We start from the raw sequence: 14,307 nt of genomic DNA, 5'->3' as shown, positions 1-14,307 counted from the left end.
ACGCAAGTTTCTTGCGGGAAATTTGCGCCAATCCTGCAAGGTTCGGTGTCCGGGAGATCACTCCCGGACACCGGTCCCTCGTTACTGCCGGTAGCCGAGCACCGTCATCATGCCCGCCTCGGCGTGGTACACGTTGTGGCAGTGGACCATCCACAGGCCCGGATTGTCCGCGTCGAGGTCGACGCTGAGTGTCCGTCCGGGCAGCACGATAGCGGTGTCCTTGCGGGCGCCGCCGCCGGTCAGCGAAAAGGTGTGCCCGTGCACATGCACCGGGTGCCACATCCGGGTGCTGTTGGCGAACGTCAGCCGCACCCGCTCGCCCTGCCGCACGTCACGGCGGACCGCCGGATCGTACGCCGCGCCGTCGAAGGCCCAGTTGTACGCGGCCATGCTGCCGGTCAGCCGCAGCGCGACCGTCCGGTCCGCCGCCCGGCCGGCACCGGGCAGCGCCACCGACGGATCGGGCCGCAGATCGGCGGCCTGGAGCAGCCGCCCGGACAGCTCGCCCGGCCGGTCGGCCGGGGTCGGCGCCGCCCCGGCGCCGGTGCGCAGCACGTCCAGCGCCGCCGCGTCCTTCCCCTCGGCGAGGGCGACCAGCGGGAAGACGCCGTCACCCGCCGTGACCAGCACGTCGTACCGCTCGCCCATGCCGATCAGCAGCGCGTCGGTCTCGGCGTGGACGACGGGGTAACCGTCGGTGTGCGTGACGGTCATCCGGTGGCCGCCGAGGGCGACGCGGAAGGCGGTGTCGCCGCCCGCGTTGACGAAGCGGATCCGGATCCGGTCGCCGGGCTTGGCGGCGAAGCCGCGCGGGGCGGCCGGGACGCGCCCGTTGACGAGGTAGTACGGGTACTTCACGTCGCCGGCGTCGCCGCCGAGCAGGTCGCTGGTGGCGCCCATCAGCATGCGGGCGGGGCCGGCCGTGTGGTCCATCCCCTCCATGCTCCCGGTGCTTTCCATGCCCTCCATGCCGGTATGGGCGGCGCCCTTGGTGAGCTCGGCGAGGACGGCGTCCGGGGTGCTGCCGTCGACCCCGTCCAGCCAGTCGTCCAGGACGACGACCCACTCGTGGTCGTAGGAGAGCGGCTCCTTCGGGTCCTCGACGATGAGCGGCGCGTACAGCCCCCGGTCCAGCTGGACGCCGGAGTGCGGGTGGAACCAGTACGTGCCCGGCCGCGGGACGGCGAAGCGGTACGCGAACTCCGCCCCGGCCTTGATCGGGGACTGGGTCAGCCCCGGCACCCCGTCCATGTCGTTGCGCAGGGTGAGGCCGTGCCAGTGGGCGGACGTGGCCTGCGGCAGGTGGTTGGCGAGCGTCGCGGACAGGGTGCCGCCCGCCGTCACCCGGATCTCCCTGCCGGGCAGGTCGCCGCCGTACGTCCAGGTCTTGACGGTGGGCCCGCCGAGGTCGACGACGCCTTCGACGGCGGTCAGCCGGACCTCGCTGACCGGCCCGCCGCCCTCCCGTGCCTTCTCGGCGGCGGCGACCTCGGGCCCGTCGGGCGCGAGGTATCCGCCGTCGGCGGCCCGCGAGTTGCCGTGACCGGGGTGGGCCGATGTCGGGGAGCCGCCCGAGCAGGCGCCGAGCAGGCCGCCTCCGGCGACGGCGATGCCCGCGCCGAGCACGGCGCGGCGGTGGTAGGTACGCATAGCGGAATACACCTCAGGGGTGTCGATGGGTGGGCAGGACGGAACGCGGGACCGCCCCGGGCGCTGGGGGCCGGGCGGTCGGGCGGCGTCCTATATGCGCAGCACCGGCAGTCGGGAGAGGGGTATCCGCGGAGCGGGTGGCCACAGCCACCGGCTCCGCGGGAGTGCGGAGCGGGCCGCGCCGACGGCGGCGGACGGCAGGGCGGCCGCCAGACCGAGGGCGGTGAGCAGCACGGCGGCGGCGCTGCCGAGCACGGCCAGGCAGACCGCCAGCGGGTTCATGCCGTGCGCGGGGGCGGGGTGGGAGGGGTGGGCGGCGTGGGAGGGCGGCATGGCCGCCGGGGACGTCATGCCCGTCCCCTCGTGCACGGCCGCCTGGGCGACGGCCGGGCGGGGCATCCCCTCGTGCTCACCGCCCGCCGGATGGCCCACCGTGTGCATGGTGAGGATCCCGAACAGGAGAGCGGCGAACAGCAGCATCCGGCGTGTCATCGCATACCCCTCTCCGGTATGGGAACCTGACTGGACCCTACACAAGCCCACCGACAACCGGACACGGCTCCCGGCGGGTGTCCCGCGGAACGGCGGTGCGACGGCGTCGCCACGACGGTGCCCGTTACGCGGGGCGCGGATCAGCAGGCACTATGGGCACAGCAGTACGCCCCCCACCGGTTCTGTGTGTTCGGACGAGGTCCGAAACGTGCCGGTAACCGTGTGGTGGGATGCTCATGTGCCCCGATGTGCCCCGCGGCGCGGGAGCAGGCAGCCTGATCAGCGAGGATGGGTGGAAATGGATAAGCAGCAGGAGTTCGTGCTCCGCACGCTCGAAGAGCGCGACATCCGCTTCGTGCGGCTGTGGTTCACGGACGTGCTCGGCTACCTGAAGTCGGTCGCCGTCGCCCCCGCCGAGCTGGAGCAGGCCTTCGACGAGGGCATCGGGTTCGACGGTTCGGCGATCGAGGGCTTCGCCCGGGTCTACGAGTCGGACATGATCGCCAAGCCCGACCCCAGCACGTTCCAGATCCTGCCGTGGCGCGCCGAGGGCCCCGGGACCGCCCGGATGTTCTGCGACATCCTCATGCCGGACGGCTCCCCCTCGTACGCCGACCCGCGCTACGTCCTCAAGCGCGCGCTGGCCAAGACCTCCGACCTCGGGTTCACCTTCTACACCCACCCCGAGATCGAGTTCTTCCTGCTCAAGGACAAGCCGCTCGACGGCAGCATCCCCACCCCGGCCGACAACTCCGGCTACTTCGACCACACTCCGCAGAACGTCGGCATGGACTTCCGCCGCCAGGCGATCACCATGCTGGAGTCGATGGGCATCTCGGTGGAGTTCTCCCACCACGAGGGCGCGCCCGGCCAGCAGGAGATCGACCTCCGCTACGCCGACGCGCTGTCCACCGCCGACAACGTGATGACGTTCCGGCTGGTGATGAAGCAGGTCGCCCTGGAGCAGGGCGTGCACGCGACCTTCATGCCCAAGCCGTTCTCGGAGTTCCCCGGCTCGGGCATGCACACCCACCTCTCCCTCTTCGAGGGCGACCGCAACGCGTTCTACGAGTCCGGCTCGGAGTTCCAGCTCTCCAAGGTCGGCCGCTCCTTCATCGCGGGCCTGCTCAAGCACGCCGGCGAGATCTCCGCCGTCACCAACCAGTGGGTGAACTCCTACAAGCGCATCTGGGGCGGCTCGCAGCGCACCGCGGGCGCCGGCGGCGAGGCCCCCTCCTACATCTGCTGGGGCCACAACAACCGGTCCGCGCTCATCCGCGTCCCGATGTACAAGCCCGGCAAGACCGGCTCCACCCGCGTCGAGGTCCGCTCCATCGACTCCGGCGCCAACCCGTACCTCGCCTACGCGGTGCTGCTCGCCGCCGGTCTCAAGGGCATCCAGGAGGGCTACGAGCTCCCGCCCGGCGCCGACGACGACGTCTGGGCCCTCTCCGACGCCGAACGCCGCGCCCTGGGCATCGAGCCCCTCCCGCAGAACCTGGGCGAGGCCATCACCCTGATGGAGCGCAGCGAACTGGTCGCGGAAACCCTCGGCGAGCACGTCTTCGACTTCTTCCTCCGCAACAAGAAGCAGGAGTGGGAGGAGTACCGCTCCGAGGTCACCGCCTTCGAGCTGCGCAAGAACCTGCCCAACCTGTAGTCGCGGGCCGCGACCGCGTCCGGGCCGACGGCGTCACGCCGTCGGCCCGGTGCTGTGTCCGGTGGTGCGGGTGCCCGGTTCGGGGTGGGGGCGCACCATGGAGGTATGGACGGGCGCTACGGCGACATCAGTCCGGCCGGCCGCCTCGCGGAGGACGGCGAGGGGATCGGCGCGGACGAACTCGCGCTCGCGGCGCGCAACCACGGCCTGCCGCTGGAGGCGCTGCGCTACGACGTGACGCCGCCGGGACTGCACTACGTGCTGGTCCACTACGACATCCCCGCCGCCCGCGAGGACGACTGGCGGCTCACCGTGGGCGGCGGCGTCCGGACGCCGCTGACGCTGGACATGGCGACCCTGCGGTCCTTCCCCGCCGTCACCCACCGCGTGACGATGGAGTGCGCGGGCAACGGGCGGGCCCGGCTCACGCCGCGGCCGGTGAGCCAGCCGTGGCTGGTCGAAGGGGTGGGAACCGCGGAGTGGACCGGGGTGCCGCTGCGCGTGCTGCTCGCCGAGGCGGGGGCGCTGCCGGATGCCGTCGAGGCGGTCTTCGGCGGGGCCGACCACGGCGTCGAGCGCGGGGTCGAGCAGGCGTACCGGTGGAGTCTGCCGCTGGAGGCGGCCACCGGGCGCGATCCCGAGGTACTGGTGGCGTACGGCATGAACGGCCTGCCCCTGCCGCCGCAGCACGGCCACCCGCTGCGGCTGGTGGTGCCCGGCTGGTACGGCATGGCGCACGTGAAGTGGCTGCGCGAAATCGTCCTCACCGACACCCCGTTCGCGGGGTTCCAGCCGACGGTCGCGTACCGCTACCGGCAGCGGGCCGGTGAGCCGGGCGAGCCGGTCACCCGGATCGCCCCGCGGGCGCTGCTGATCCCGCCCGGATTCCCCGACTTCATGTCCAGGACCCGCGTGGTGCGCCCGGGGCCGGTGCTGTTGGAAGGCAGGGCGTGGTCCGGGATGGCCCCGGTCACGGCGGTCGCGGTGAGCACGGACGGCGGAGACCGCTGGCGGGACGCCGAACTGGCCCCGCCGGACGGACACGACCGGGCCTGGCGGAGCTGGCGGGCGCCCTGGACGGCCGGGCCCGGCCGCCATGTGCTCAGCGCCCGCGCCACCGACGCCGACGGCAACACCCAGCCTCTCGTCCAGCCCTGGAACCGCGGCGGCTTCGGCAACAACCTCGTCCAGCGGGTCACCGTGCACTGCCTGCCCGACGGCCCCGCCGGCTGACGGGCTCGCCCGCGGCTCAGCCGATGTAGGCGGGGGCCAGGGCAGCCGCTGTCAGGGGGCGGGGGGTGCCGGTGCCGTTGGCGGGGACCGTGTAGAGGTCCGCGCCGAAGTCGCCCGGCAGGGAGTAGGCGACGGTGCCGTTGTCGGTCCAGACGGCCTGGTCGTCGACGCTGCGCGCCTCGGCCAGCGGGGTCTCGCGCAGGGTGGCGAGGTCGAGGGCGTACAGGCGCCAGGGCGCGTCGGCGGACAGGCCCGCGACGCGCTTCTTGAAGACCAGGCGGGTGCCGTCGGGGGAGAGGGACGGGCACTCGACGTTGGTGCGCAGCGTCGTCACGGTGCGGGCCGCGAGGTCGCCGTGGACGAGGTACGTGCTGCCGCCGGTGGCGAGGGTCGCGTAGAAGTGGCCGTCGTCGGCGAAGGTGACGCCCCAGAAGTTCACGTCGGCGGCGCGGTAGCGCCTGCCGTCCTTGAGGATCGTGAAGTCCTCCAGGGTCGCGTCGAGCTTCCCGGTCCGCACGTCGAGGAGCGAGGTGCGGGTGGAGAAGTCCGTGCCCGCGTACGAGTCGCCGCCGACGAAGACCGTCCAGGCGGCGAGGTGGCCGCTGGGGGAGACCCGGGCGCGGGTCGGGATCCCGTTCAGCGGGTAGTGGCGGGTCTCCTTCAGCCGCGCGTCGAGGACGGTGGCGCGGTAGGTGTCCTGGACCGCGCCGTGCACGGACTGCAGGCAGATCCCGGTGCCCGCGGCGGCGTGGAAGCGCAGGCAGCGCACGCCCGAGGCGGTGCGGACCGCCCCCGGCGAGGCGGCCGGCACCGTGGCCAGTTCGTCGCGGTGCGGGCCCCAGGCCATGTTGCGGAAGACCATGGCGCGGGCCCCGGCCGGGGCGAGCGACACCGTGCCGCCCACGACCGGCGGGCCGCCCGCCTGCTCGGTGTCCTTGCGGGCGGCCCGGTCGGAGGCGTGCCAGACCGCCGCGCCCGCCACGCAGGCGAGCACGGCGAGCGCCGCGACGAGGACCAGCAGCCGGTTCCGGGTGCTCATGGCGCCGGCTCCGTCCATGGTCAGCTGGTCCAGATGCCGGTGATGTCGGTCGCGGAGGCGGCGTTGCCCGCGTGCGGGAGGCCGTACATGTCCTCCAGCGTGCGCAGCAGGTTGTAGTGGTTGTACGTCGTCGCCGAGGTGCTGCCCGGGGTCACGCGCTGCCCGTACAGGACGGTCGGGATGCGGTTGCCGGCCAGCCGGTTGTCCTCGTCGAAGGTGACGATGAGCAGGCTGTTGTGGGTCTTGGCCCACGTGGCGTAGGCGCCGAGCTTGTTCTTGATCCAGGTGTCACCGGTGCCGACGGAGCAGTCGTGCATGTCGCTGCAGAGGTTCGGCACGACGAAGGAGACCTGCGGCAGCGTCGTGTAGTCCGTCGGGAACTGCGCGAACGTCTTCGCGCTCGACGTCGGCACGTTGCTGAAGCCGAACCAGGGGTTGTGCTTCTGCGCGTACTTGCCGCTGCTGCAGGTGGTGGAGCCCTGGCTGGGCAGCGTCTCGTTGTAGCTGGCCCACGTCTTGCCCGCGGCGATCAGCTCGGAGGCGAGGTTGGGCGCGGAGCTGAAGCCGGGGGTGACGCAGCTGTCGCCGGTCACGCCCTGGTTGCTGCCGGAGAACACCTGGTAGTAGTTCGGCTGGCTCGGGTGCGTGACGCCGTACGAGGCGGTGAGGTTCGCGCCGCCGGTCTTCAGCGAGTTGATGTACGGGGCGCTGGAGCTGCCGATCACCTGGTTGTACGCGTGGTTCTCCATCATCACGACGATCACGTGGTCCGGGGTGGGGACGGCGGCCGCGGCGCTCGCGGTGGACGCGCCGCCGAGGCCGGCCCACAGACCGAAGGACGCGCCGGCCAGCCCGAGGGCGGCGGCGAGGGCGGTGAGGGGACGCGGTGCGGATATGGACAAGCCGGGCACGGCTTACCTCCGGTGGGGGGAAGGGGGCGCAGAGCGCTGTCAGCGTAGGAGCGGCGGCTGGAAGAGAGAAGATCCGTTGACGTGAATGGCCGGGAAACGAACGGGGCCGGCGCAGGGGGCGGGCGCCGCCCGCCGGCGGCCCGGCACCCCGCCGCCCGGACGGCCCGGCCACCGCCGCGCGAGGCGCGACCGTTCCAGGTCGGCGGCCGGGCGGTTACGCTCACCTGAGACCTTGATCGCAGGCATGACAGGCCATGACGGGCCAGGACAGGCCACGACGGCCCGTGACGGCCTAGGACGAGTCGTAGCGAGCCATGACATACCGGAGGCGAGATGTCGCTGCCGCAGGGGCGCCGGAGCAGCACGTTCTCCCGGCTGCTGCGCCACGGGTTCACCGATCCTGCGGCGGCCGAGGCGCTGGTGGAGACCGCGGGGCTGACCGCGGTCCGGACCGACCCGGTGCTGCTGGACGCGCTCGGCGCGACCGCCGACCCCGACCAGGCGCTGCTGGGCCTGGTCCGGTTGGTGGAGGTGCTGGACGAGGGCGAGCGGCGGACCCTGCTCGACACCCTGACCAGCGCGAAGCCGCTGCGCGACCGGCTGCTCGGGGTGCTCGGCGCCTCGGAGGCGCTGGGCGACCACCTCACCCGGCACCCGCACGACTGGCACGCGCTGGTGACGTACGAGTCCGCCGACCTGCACCCCGGCGTCGCCGAGTTCGAACGCGGGCTGGCCGCGGCCACCGACCCGGACCTGCTGCGGGCGGCCTACCGCCGCTGCATGCTGGCGATCGCCGCGCGGGACGTGTGCGGCACGAGCGACCTGGCGCAGACGGCCGGGGAGCTGGCCGACCTGGCGACCGCGACCGTGCGCGCGGCCCTCGCCATCGCGGGCGCCGAGGCGCCGGAGGACGTGGCGCTGTGCCGGCTCGCGGTGATCGGCATGGGCAAGTGCGGCGGCCACGAGCTGAACTACGTCTCGGACGTCGACGTGATCTTCGTGGCGGAGCCGGTCGAGGGCGCCGAGGAGGCCGCGGCGCTGCGGGCGGCGACGCGGCTGGCGGCCCGGATGATGCGGGTCTGCTCCGACACCACCGCCGAGGGCACCATCTGGCCGGTCGACGCCAACCTGCGGCCCGAGGGGAAGAACGGCCCGCTGGTGCGGACGCTTTCCAGCCACGTCGCCTACTACAAGCGGTGGGCCAAGACCTGGGAGTTCCAGGCGCTGCTCAAGGCTCGGCCGATGGCGGGCGACCGGGCGCTGGGCCTGGCGTACGTCGAGGCGCTGTCGCCGATGGTGTGGCAGGCCGCGGACCGCGACCATTTCGTCAGCGACGTCCAGCAGATGCGCCGCCGGGTCGTGGAGGGCATCCCCGCCGCGCACGTCGAGCGGGAGCTGAAGCTCGGCCCCGGCGGGCTGCGCGACGTCGAGTTCGCCGTGCAGCTGCTGCAGCTCGTGCACGGCAGAACCGATTCCTCACTGCGTAGCGGCACCACCCTCACCGCGCTCGCCCAGCTCGCCGCCGGCGGCTACGTGGGCCGCGCGGACGCCGCCTCGCTCGACGCCGCCTACCGGTTCCTGCGCCTGATGGAGCACCGGATCCAGCTGTACCGGCTGCGCCGCACCCACCTGGTGCCGGACGACACGGCCGGGCAGCGCCGGCTCGGCCGGTCGCTGGGCTTTCGCGCCGATCCCGTCGCCGAGCTGAACCGGGAGTGGAAGCGGCACGCCGTCGAGGTGCGCCGGCTGCACGAGAAGCTCTTCTACCGGCCGCTGCTCGACGCGGTCGCCCAGCTCGAACCGGTCGAGACCCGGCTCAGCGCCAACGCCGCCCGGCAGCGCCTGCAGGCCCTGGGGTACGCCGACCCGGCCTCCGCCATCCGCCACCTGGAGGCGCTGGCCAGCGGCGTCAGCCGCAAGGCCGCCATCCAGCGGACCCTGCTGCCCGTCCTGCTCGGCTGGTTCGGCGACTCCGCCGACCCGGACGCCGGGCTCCTCGGCTTCCGCAAGGTCTCCGACGCGCTCGGCAAGACCCCCTGGTACCTGCGGCTGCTGCGCGACGAGGGCGCCGCCGCCGAACACCTCGCCCGGGTCCTCTCCTCCGGCCGGCTCGCCCCCGACCTGCTCATGCGGGCCCCCGAGGCCGTGGCGCTGCTCGGCGCCCCCGAGGGACTGCGGCCGCGGAACGCGGCGGCGCTCGAACAGGAGGTGCTGGCCGCGGTCGGCCGCGCCGGCACCCCCGAGCAGGCGGTCACCGCGGTCCGCGGCGTCCGGCGCCGCGAGCTGTTCCGGACGGCGGCGGCCGACGTCATCGGCGAGCTGGACGTCGACGCGGTGGGGACCGCCGTCACGGACATCAACGCGACCACCGTCGTCGGCGCCCTGCGGGCCGCCATGGACGCCGTCGAGGCGGCGGACGGGCCGCTGGCGACCCGGTTCGCGGTCATCGGCATGGGCCGCTTCGGCGGCCGGGAGCAGGGGTACGGCTCGGACGCCGACGTGATGTTCGTCCACGAGCCGCTGGAGGGGGCCGACGAGCCCCGGGCCGCCGGGCAGGCCCTCAAGATCGCCAACGAGCTGCGCCGGCTGCTGCAGATCCCCACCCCCGACCCGCCGCTGCTCGTGGACGCGGATCTGCGCCCGGAGGGCAAGAGCGGCCCGCTGGTCCGCACGCTCGGCTCGTACGCCGCCTACTACCGGCGCTGGTCGCTGGGGTGGGAGAGCCAGGCGCTGCTGCGCGCCGACCCGATGGCCGGGGACGAGGGGCTCGGCGAGCGCTTCATCGAGCTGATCGACCCGCTGCGGTACCCGGCGGACGGGCTGGACGACGACGCCGTGCGCGAGATCCGCCGGCTCAAGGCCCGCATGGAGTCCGAGCGGATGCCGCGCGGCGCCGACCCCACCACCCACGCCAAGCTCGGCCGCGGCGGGCTCTCCGACGTCGAGTGGACCGTGCAGCTGCTGCAGATGCAGCACGGCGGGCGGCTGAAGGAGCTGCGCACCACCCGCACCCGCCAGGCGCTGGCCGCCCTGCGGGCCGCCGATCTGGTCGGCGCCGAGGACGCGGCCGTCCTGGACGAGGCGTGGGTGCTGGCCACCCGGGTCCGCAACGCGGTGATGCTGGTGCGCGGCCGCCCCGGGGACACGTTCCCCGGCGACGGCCGGGAGCTCGCCGCCGTGGGCCGCTACCTCGGCTACTCGGCCGGCCACGTCGGCGACATGCTGGAGGAGTACCGCCGGACCACCCGCCGGGCCCGCACGGTCGTCGAGCGGCTCTTCTACGAGTACGAGGCGTGACGGCTACGAGTACGAGGCGTGACGGCGGCCTGCCGCCGGCCCGCAGGAGGACGGACGCCTGCCCGCCGCGGGTGCCGCGCGTGCCGTCGGCGGCGCCAGGCGCGCGGCTTCGTGGGATGACGTGCGCGTCCGCCGGGCGCGCTCACACCGTCACCCGTACGGCCGCGCGCAGCGCGTACGGCGGACGCCGCGCGGCGGCGGAGAGTGCCGCGGCCCGCCCTCCACGCCCGGGCCCGCCGCAGGCGGCTCAGCGCCTGCGCGCCGTCGCCGGGTAGCGCGGCAGGCGGTAGACGTAGCGGCCGTAGAGCAGGAAGACCACGGCGAAGCCGGCGCCCAGGCAGACGGCGCCCCCTATGGCGTCGAGCCAGAAGTGGTTGGCCGTGGAGATGATCACGACCAGGGTCGCCACCGGGTACAGGATGCCCAGCACCTTGGCCCACAGCGGCCGGGCGAGCGTCGCGAGGGTGATGCCGCACCACAGCGACCAGCCGATGTGCATCGACGGCATCGCGGCGTACTGGTTGGACACCTGCGCCAGGTCGCCGGAGGCCATCGAGCCCCACGTGTGGTGCGCCTTGACGGTGTCGATGAAGTCGATGCCCTGCATCAGCCGGGGCGGGGCCAGCGGGTAGAAGTAGAAGCCGACCAGCGCGATGCCGGTGGTGACGAAGAGGACCGTGCGCGCCGGCCCGTAGCGGCCGGGATGGCTGCGGTAGAGCCACACCAGGACGCCGATCGTGATGACGAAGTGCAGCGTCGCGTAGTAGTAGTTCATTCCTACGATCAGCCAAGTCACCGAGTTGACCGCGTGGTTGACGCCGTGCTCGACGGCCAGGCCGAGCTGGTTCTCCAGCTTCCAGATCGCGTTCGCGTGCCGCATCGCCGCCGGTTCCTGCTCGGGAACGGCGTTGCGCACGAGCGAGTACACCCAGTAACTGACCCCGATCAGGGCGATCTCGAACCACAGGCGCGGTCTGCGGGGGGTACGGAGCCGGGACACGAGAGTTCTGCGGGGTGCCCCTGGGCCCTCGCTCGGCGCTCCATCGGAATCAGTGGAACCGATGGAGCGCGGCGGGACGGCGGTACGGCCGTCCATGATCTTCGCGGTCGGTTCCCCCATGGAGGAATAGTCTGCCAGACACACGGAGCCCGCCGCTCAGACGCCGGCCGGACCCTGTGCGTTCGATGTATGCCTCCCGGCCGCCTGCTGGACCAGGAGCGGAGGGTTCCGGATGCTGGGCACCGCGGCCGTGGAACCGCGCACGACCAGCTCCGGAAGGAAGACGAATTCGCTGTGCGGGGCGGGGGTGCCGCCGATCTCCTCCAGCAGCGCCCGCACCGCCGCCTGCCCCATGGCCGCCACGGGCTGGCGGATGGTGGTCAGCGGCGGATCCGTGAAGGCGATGAGCGGGGAATCGTCGAAACCGACGACCGAGACGTCCTCGGGCACCGCCAGCCCCAGCTGCCGTGCGGCCCGGATGGCGCCCAGCGCCATCATGTCGGACGCGCAGACGATCGCGGTGCACCCGGACGAGATGAGCGCCGTGGCGGCCGCCTGGCCGCCTTCCAGCGTGTAGAGGGAGTGCTGGATCAGGTGTTCGGATTCCTCGGTGCTCAGTCCCAGCACGTCCCGCATGCTGCTGATGAAGCCCTGGATCTTGCGGAGTACCGGGACGAAGCGCTTCGGTCCGACCGCCAGTCCGATTTTCTCATGTCCGAGTGCCGCCAAATGGGTGACGGCCAGCCGCATCGCGCCCCGGTCGTCGGGGGACACGAACGGCGCCTTGATCTTCTCCGAGAAGCCGTTGATCAGCACGAACGGCACGCCCTGGCCGTGCAGCCTGGCGTACCGCTCGGTGTCGGCGGTGGAATCGGCGTGCAGGCCGGAGACGAAGATGATCCCGGCGACCCCCCGTTCCACGAGCATCTCGACCAGCTCGTCCTCGGTCGATCCGCCCGGCGTCTGGGTCGCCAGCAGCGGGGTGTACCCGTCGCGGGTCAGCGCCTGGCCGATCACCTGCGCGAACGCGGGGAAGATCGGGTTCTCCAGCTCGGGGGTGATCAGGCCGATCAGACCCGCGCTGCGCTGCCGCAGCCGGACCGGTCGTTCGTAGCCGAGCAGATCGAGCGCGGCCAGCACGGATTCGCGGGTGGTGGCTGATACGCCGGGCTTGCCGTTGAGGACCCGGCTGACCGTTGCTTCGCTGACACCCGCCTGGGTTGCGATGTCAGCAAGCCTTGCGGTCACAGCACCGGATGTTATGGGACGGATGGTGGCCACGTCAGATCGCCCACCAAATCGTGGTGTCCGCGGGGAGGACGGCGTACGCTCCCTCCACCCCGAATCCGGCCTCGGCGAGCAGCACGCGGCCCGGGGCCGGGATCGTCACGGGCGCCGCGGAGACGTTGGCGGTGCAGACGAACGAGCCCTCCGCACTGTCCCGGCGGAAGGCCAGCACGCCCTCCGGAGCCTCCAGCCACATCACCTCGGAACCCGCGCCCAGGGCGGGGTGTTCGCGGCGGACGGCCAGCGCCGCGCGGTAGAACTCCAGCGTCGACGTCGGGTCGCCCTCCTGGGCCTCGACGCTGAGACCGGCCCAGGCGTCGGGCTGCGGCAGCCAGCTGGGGCCGCCCTCGACCGGGCCGAAGCCGTACGGCGCCGCCGTGCCCGACCACGGCAGCGGGACGCGGCAGCCGTCACGGGTGCCGTCCTGGCCGGCGTTGCGGAAGAACGCCGGGTCCTGGCGCACCTCGTCGGGCAGGTCGGTGACCTCGGGCAGGCCGAGCTCCTCGCCCTGGTACAGGTAGGCGGAGCCGGGCAGCGCCAGCATCAGCAGGGTCGCGGCCCGCGCCCGGCGCAGGCCGAGCGCCTGGTCGCCGTCGGCGAAGCGGGTCGAGTGCCGCACCACGTCGTGGTTGGACAGCACCCAGGTGGCGGGCGCGCCGACGGAACCCATCGCGGCCAGCGAGGTGTCGATGACGCGGCGCAGCGCCTCGGCGTCCCAGCCGGTCGTCAGGTACTCGAAGTTGAACGCCTGGTGCAGCTCGTCGGGGCGCAGGTACAGCGCGCTGCGCTCGACGGTCGGCGTCCAGGCCTCGGCGACGGCGATGCGGTCGCCTGCGGGCACCCCCGGCCGGAGGTCGGGGGAGTACTCGTCGAGGATCTTGCGCCAGCTACGGTAGATCTCGTGCACGCCGTCCTGGTCGAAGTACGGCATCGTCGCGGTGCCCAGCAGCTTGAGCTGCTCGTGGGAGCCGATGTCGGGCAGGCCCTCGGCCTTGACCATGCCGTGCGCGACGTCGATGCGGAAGCCGTCGATGCCCAGGTCCAGCCAGAAGCGCAGGATCGAGCGGAACTCGTCGTGCACCGCCGGGTGGTCCCAGTTGAAGTCCGGCTGCTCCGGGGCGAACAGGTGCAGGTACCACTCGCCCGGGGTGCCGTCGGCGTCGACCGTCCGCGTCCAGGCGGGGCCGCCGAAGATGGACTCCCAGTCGTTGGGCGGGAGTTCGCCGTCGGCGCCCTTGCCGGCGCGGAAGTGGAAGCGCTCGCGGATCGGGGACCCGGTGCCCTCGCGCAGCGCCTGCTTGAACCACTCGTGCTGGTCGGAGCAGTGGTTGGGGACCACGTCCACGATGACCCGCAGGTCCAGCCCGTGGGCGGCCCGCACCAGGTCGTCGGCGTCCGTCAGGGTGCCGAACATCGGGTCGACGGCCCGGTAGTCGGCCACGTCGTAGCCGCCGTCGGCCTGCGGGGAGGCGTAGAACGGCGACAGCCACACGGCGTCCACGCCGAGCGACCGCAGGTAGGGCAGCCGGGCGGTGATCCCGGGCAGGTCGCCCATCCCGTCCCCGTCGCCGTCGGCGAAGCTGCGCGGGTAGACCTGGTAGATCACGGCGTCACGCCACCAGTCTCTGCGCGCGGCGTCGGCGGCGTTGTCGGCGGCGGAGCGGGGCGCGTCGGTGAGGTGCTGGCTCATGACTTCCTTCGGGTGTGGCGGGCCTTGGTGCGCTGGGCACGACAGGAG

10 protein-coding genes are annotated in these 14,307 nt (G+C 73.0%); 3 read left to right on the top strand and 7 right to left on the bottom strand.

What is annotated here, in order from left to right; translation table 11 throughout:
• Nucleotides 1-81: 81 nt before the first annotated feature.
• Nucleotides 82-1,650: a multicopper oxidase family protein gene (locus ABZ721_RS08855; protein ID WP_358787908.1), complete on the bottom strand. Its 1,569-nt coding sequence runs from the start codon at nt 1,648-1,650 to the stop codon at nt 82-84.
• Nucleotides 1,651-1,740: 90 nt separating this feature from the next.
• The gene (locus ABZ721_RS08850) at nt 1,741-2,142 is read right to left on the bottom strand and encodes a hypothetical protein (RefSeq protein WP_358787907.1); all 402 of its coding nucleotides are present in this window, start codon (nt 2,140-2,142) and stop codon (nt 1,741-1,743) included.
• 298 nt (nt 2,143-2,440) lie between these two features.
• Between ABZ721_RS08850 and ABZ721_RS08845 the strand changes: the two genes are divergently transcribed.
• On the top strand, nt 2,441-3,802 hold the full coding sequence (locus ABZ721_RS08845) for a glutamine synthetase family protein (protein WP_358787906.1): 1,362 nt from the start codon (nt 2,441-2,443) through the stop codon (nt 3,800-3,802).
• A gap of 105 nt (nt 3,803-3,907) precedes the next feature.
• Nucleotides 3,908-5,035, top strand: a complete 1,128-nt coding sequence (locus ABZ721_RS08840; RefSeq protein WP_358787905.1) for a sulfite oxidase — start codon at nt 3,908-3,910, stop codon at nt 5,033-5,035.
• A 16-nt stretch (nt 5,036-5,051) separates the two neighbouring features.
• Here the strand turns inward: ABZ721_RS08840 and ABZ721_RS08835 are convergent, their stop codons facing one another.
• Nucleotides 5,052-6,074, bottom strand: coding sequence for a TolB-like translocation protein (locus ABZ721_RS08835; protein WP_358787904.1), 1,023 nt, complete (start codon nt 6,072-6,074; stop codon nt 5,052-5,054).
• Between the two features lie 20 nt (nt 6,075-6,094).
• On the bottom strand, nt 6,095-6,985 hold the full coding sequence (locus tag ABZ721_RS08830; protein ID WP_358787903.1) for an alkaline phosphatase family protein: 891 nt from the start codon (nt 6,983-6,985) through the stop codon (nt 6,095-6,097).
• 333 nt (nt 6,986-7,318) lie between these two features.
• Between ABZ721_RS08830 and ABZ721_RS08825 the strand changes: the two genes are divergently transcribed.
• Nucleotides 7,319-10,282, top strand: a complete 2,964-nt coding sequence (locus ABZ721_RS08825; protein ID WP_358787902.1) for a bifunctional [glutamine synthetase] adenylyltransferase/[glutamine synthetase]-adenylyl-L-tyrosine phosphorylase — start codon at nt 7,319-7,321, stop codon at nt 10,280-10,282.
• Between the two features lie 247 nt (nt 10,283-10,529).
• Here ABZ721_RS08825 and ABZ721_RS08820 read toward each other — a convergent pair whose 3' ends face one another.
• From ABZ721_RS08820 to ABZ721_RS08810, 3 genes are read right to left on the bottom strand one after another with little or no spacing between them, the layout of a single operon-like run.
• Nucleotides 10,530-11,402: a phosphatase PAP2 family protein gene (locus ABZ721_RS08820; protein WP_358787901.1), complete on the bottom strand. Its 873-nt coding sequence runs from the start codon at nt 11,400-11,402 to the stop codon at nt 10,530-10,532.
• A gap of 36 nt (nt 11,403-11,438) precedes the next feature.
• Nucleotides 11,439-12,530, bottom strand: coding sequence for a LacI family DNA-binding transcriptional regulator (locus ABZ721_RS08815; RefSeq protein ID WP_358788017.1), 1,092 nt, complete (start codon nt 12,528-12,530; stop codon nt 11,439-11,441).
• Nucleotides 12,531-12,564: 34 nt separating this feature from the next.
• Nucleotides 12,565-14,259, bottom strand: coding sequence for a glycoside hydrolase family 13 protein (locus ABZ721_RS08810; protein ID WP_358787900.1), 1,695 nt, complete (start codon nt 14,257-14,259; stop codon nt 12,565-12,567).
• Between the last annotated feature and the right edge of the window lie 48 nt (nt 14,260-14,307).

It is taken from the genome of Streptomyces sp. NPDC006733 (genome assembly GCF_040636125.1).
Lineage (GTDB): Bacteria > Actinomycetota > Actinomycetes > Streptomycetales > Streptomycetaceae > Actinacidiphila.
This window is presented reverse-complemented; position numbering and strand designations above follow the sequence as displayed.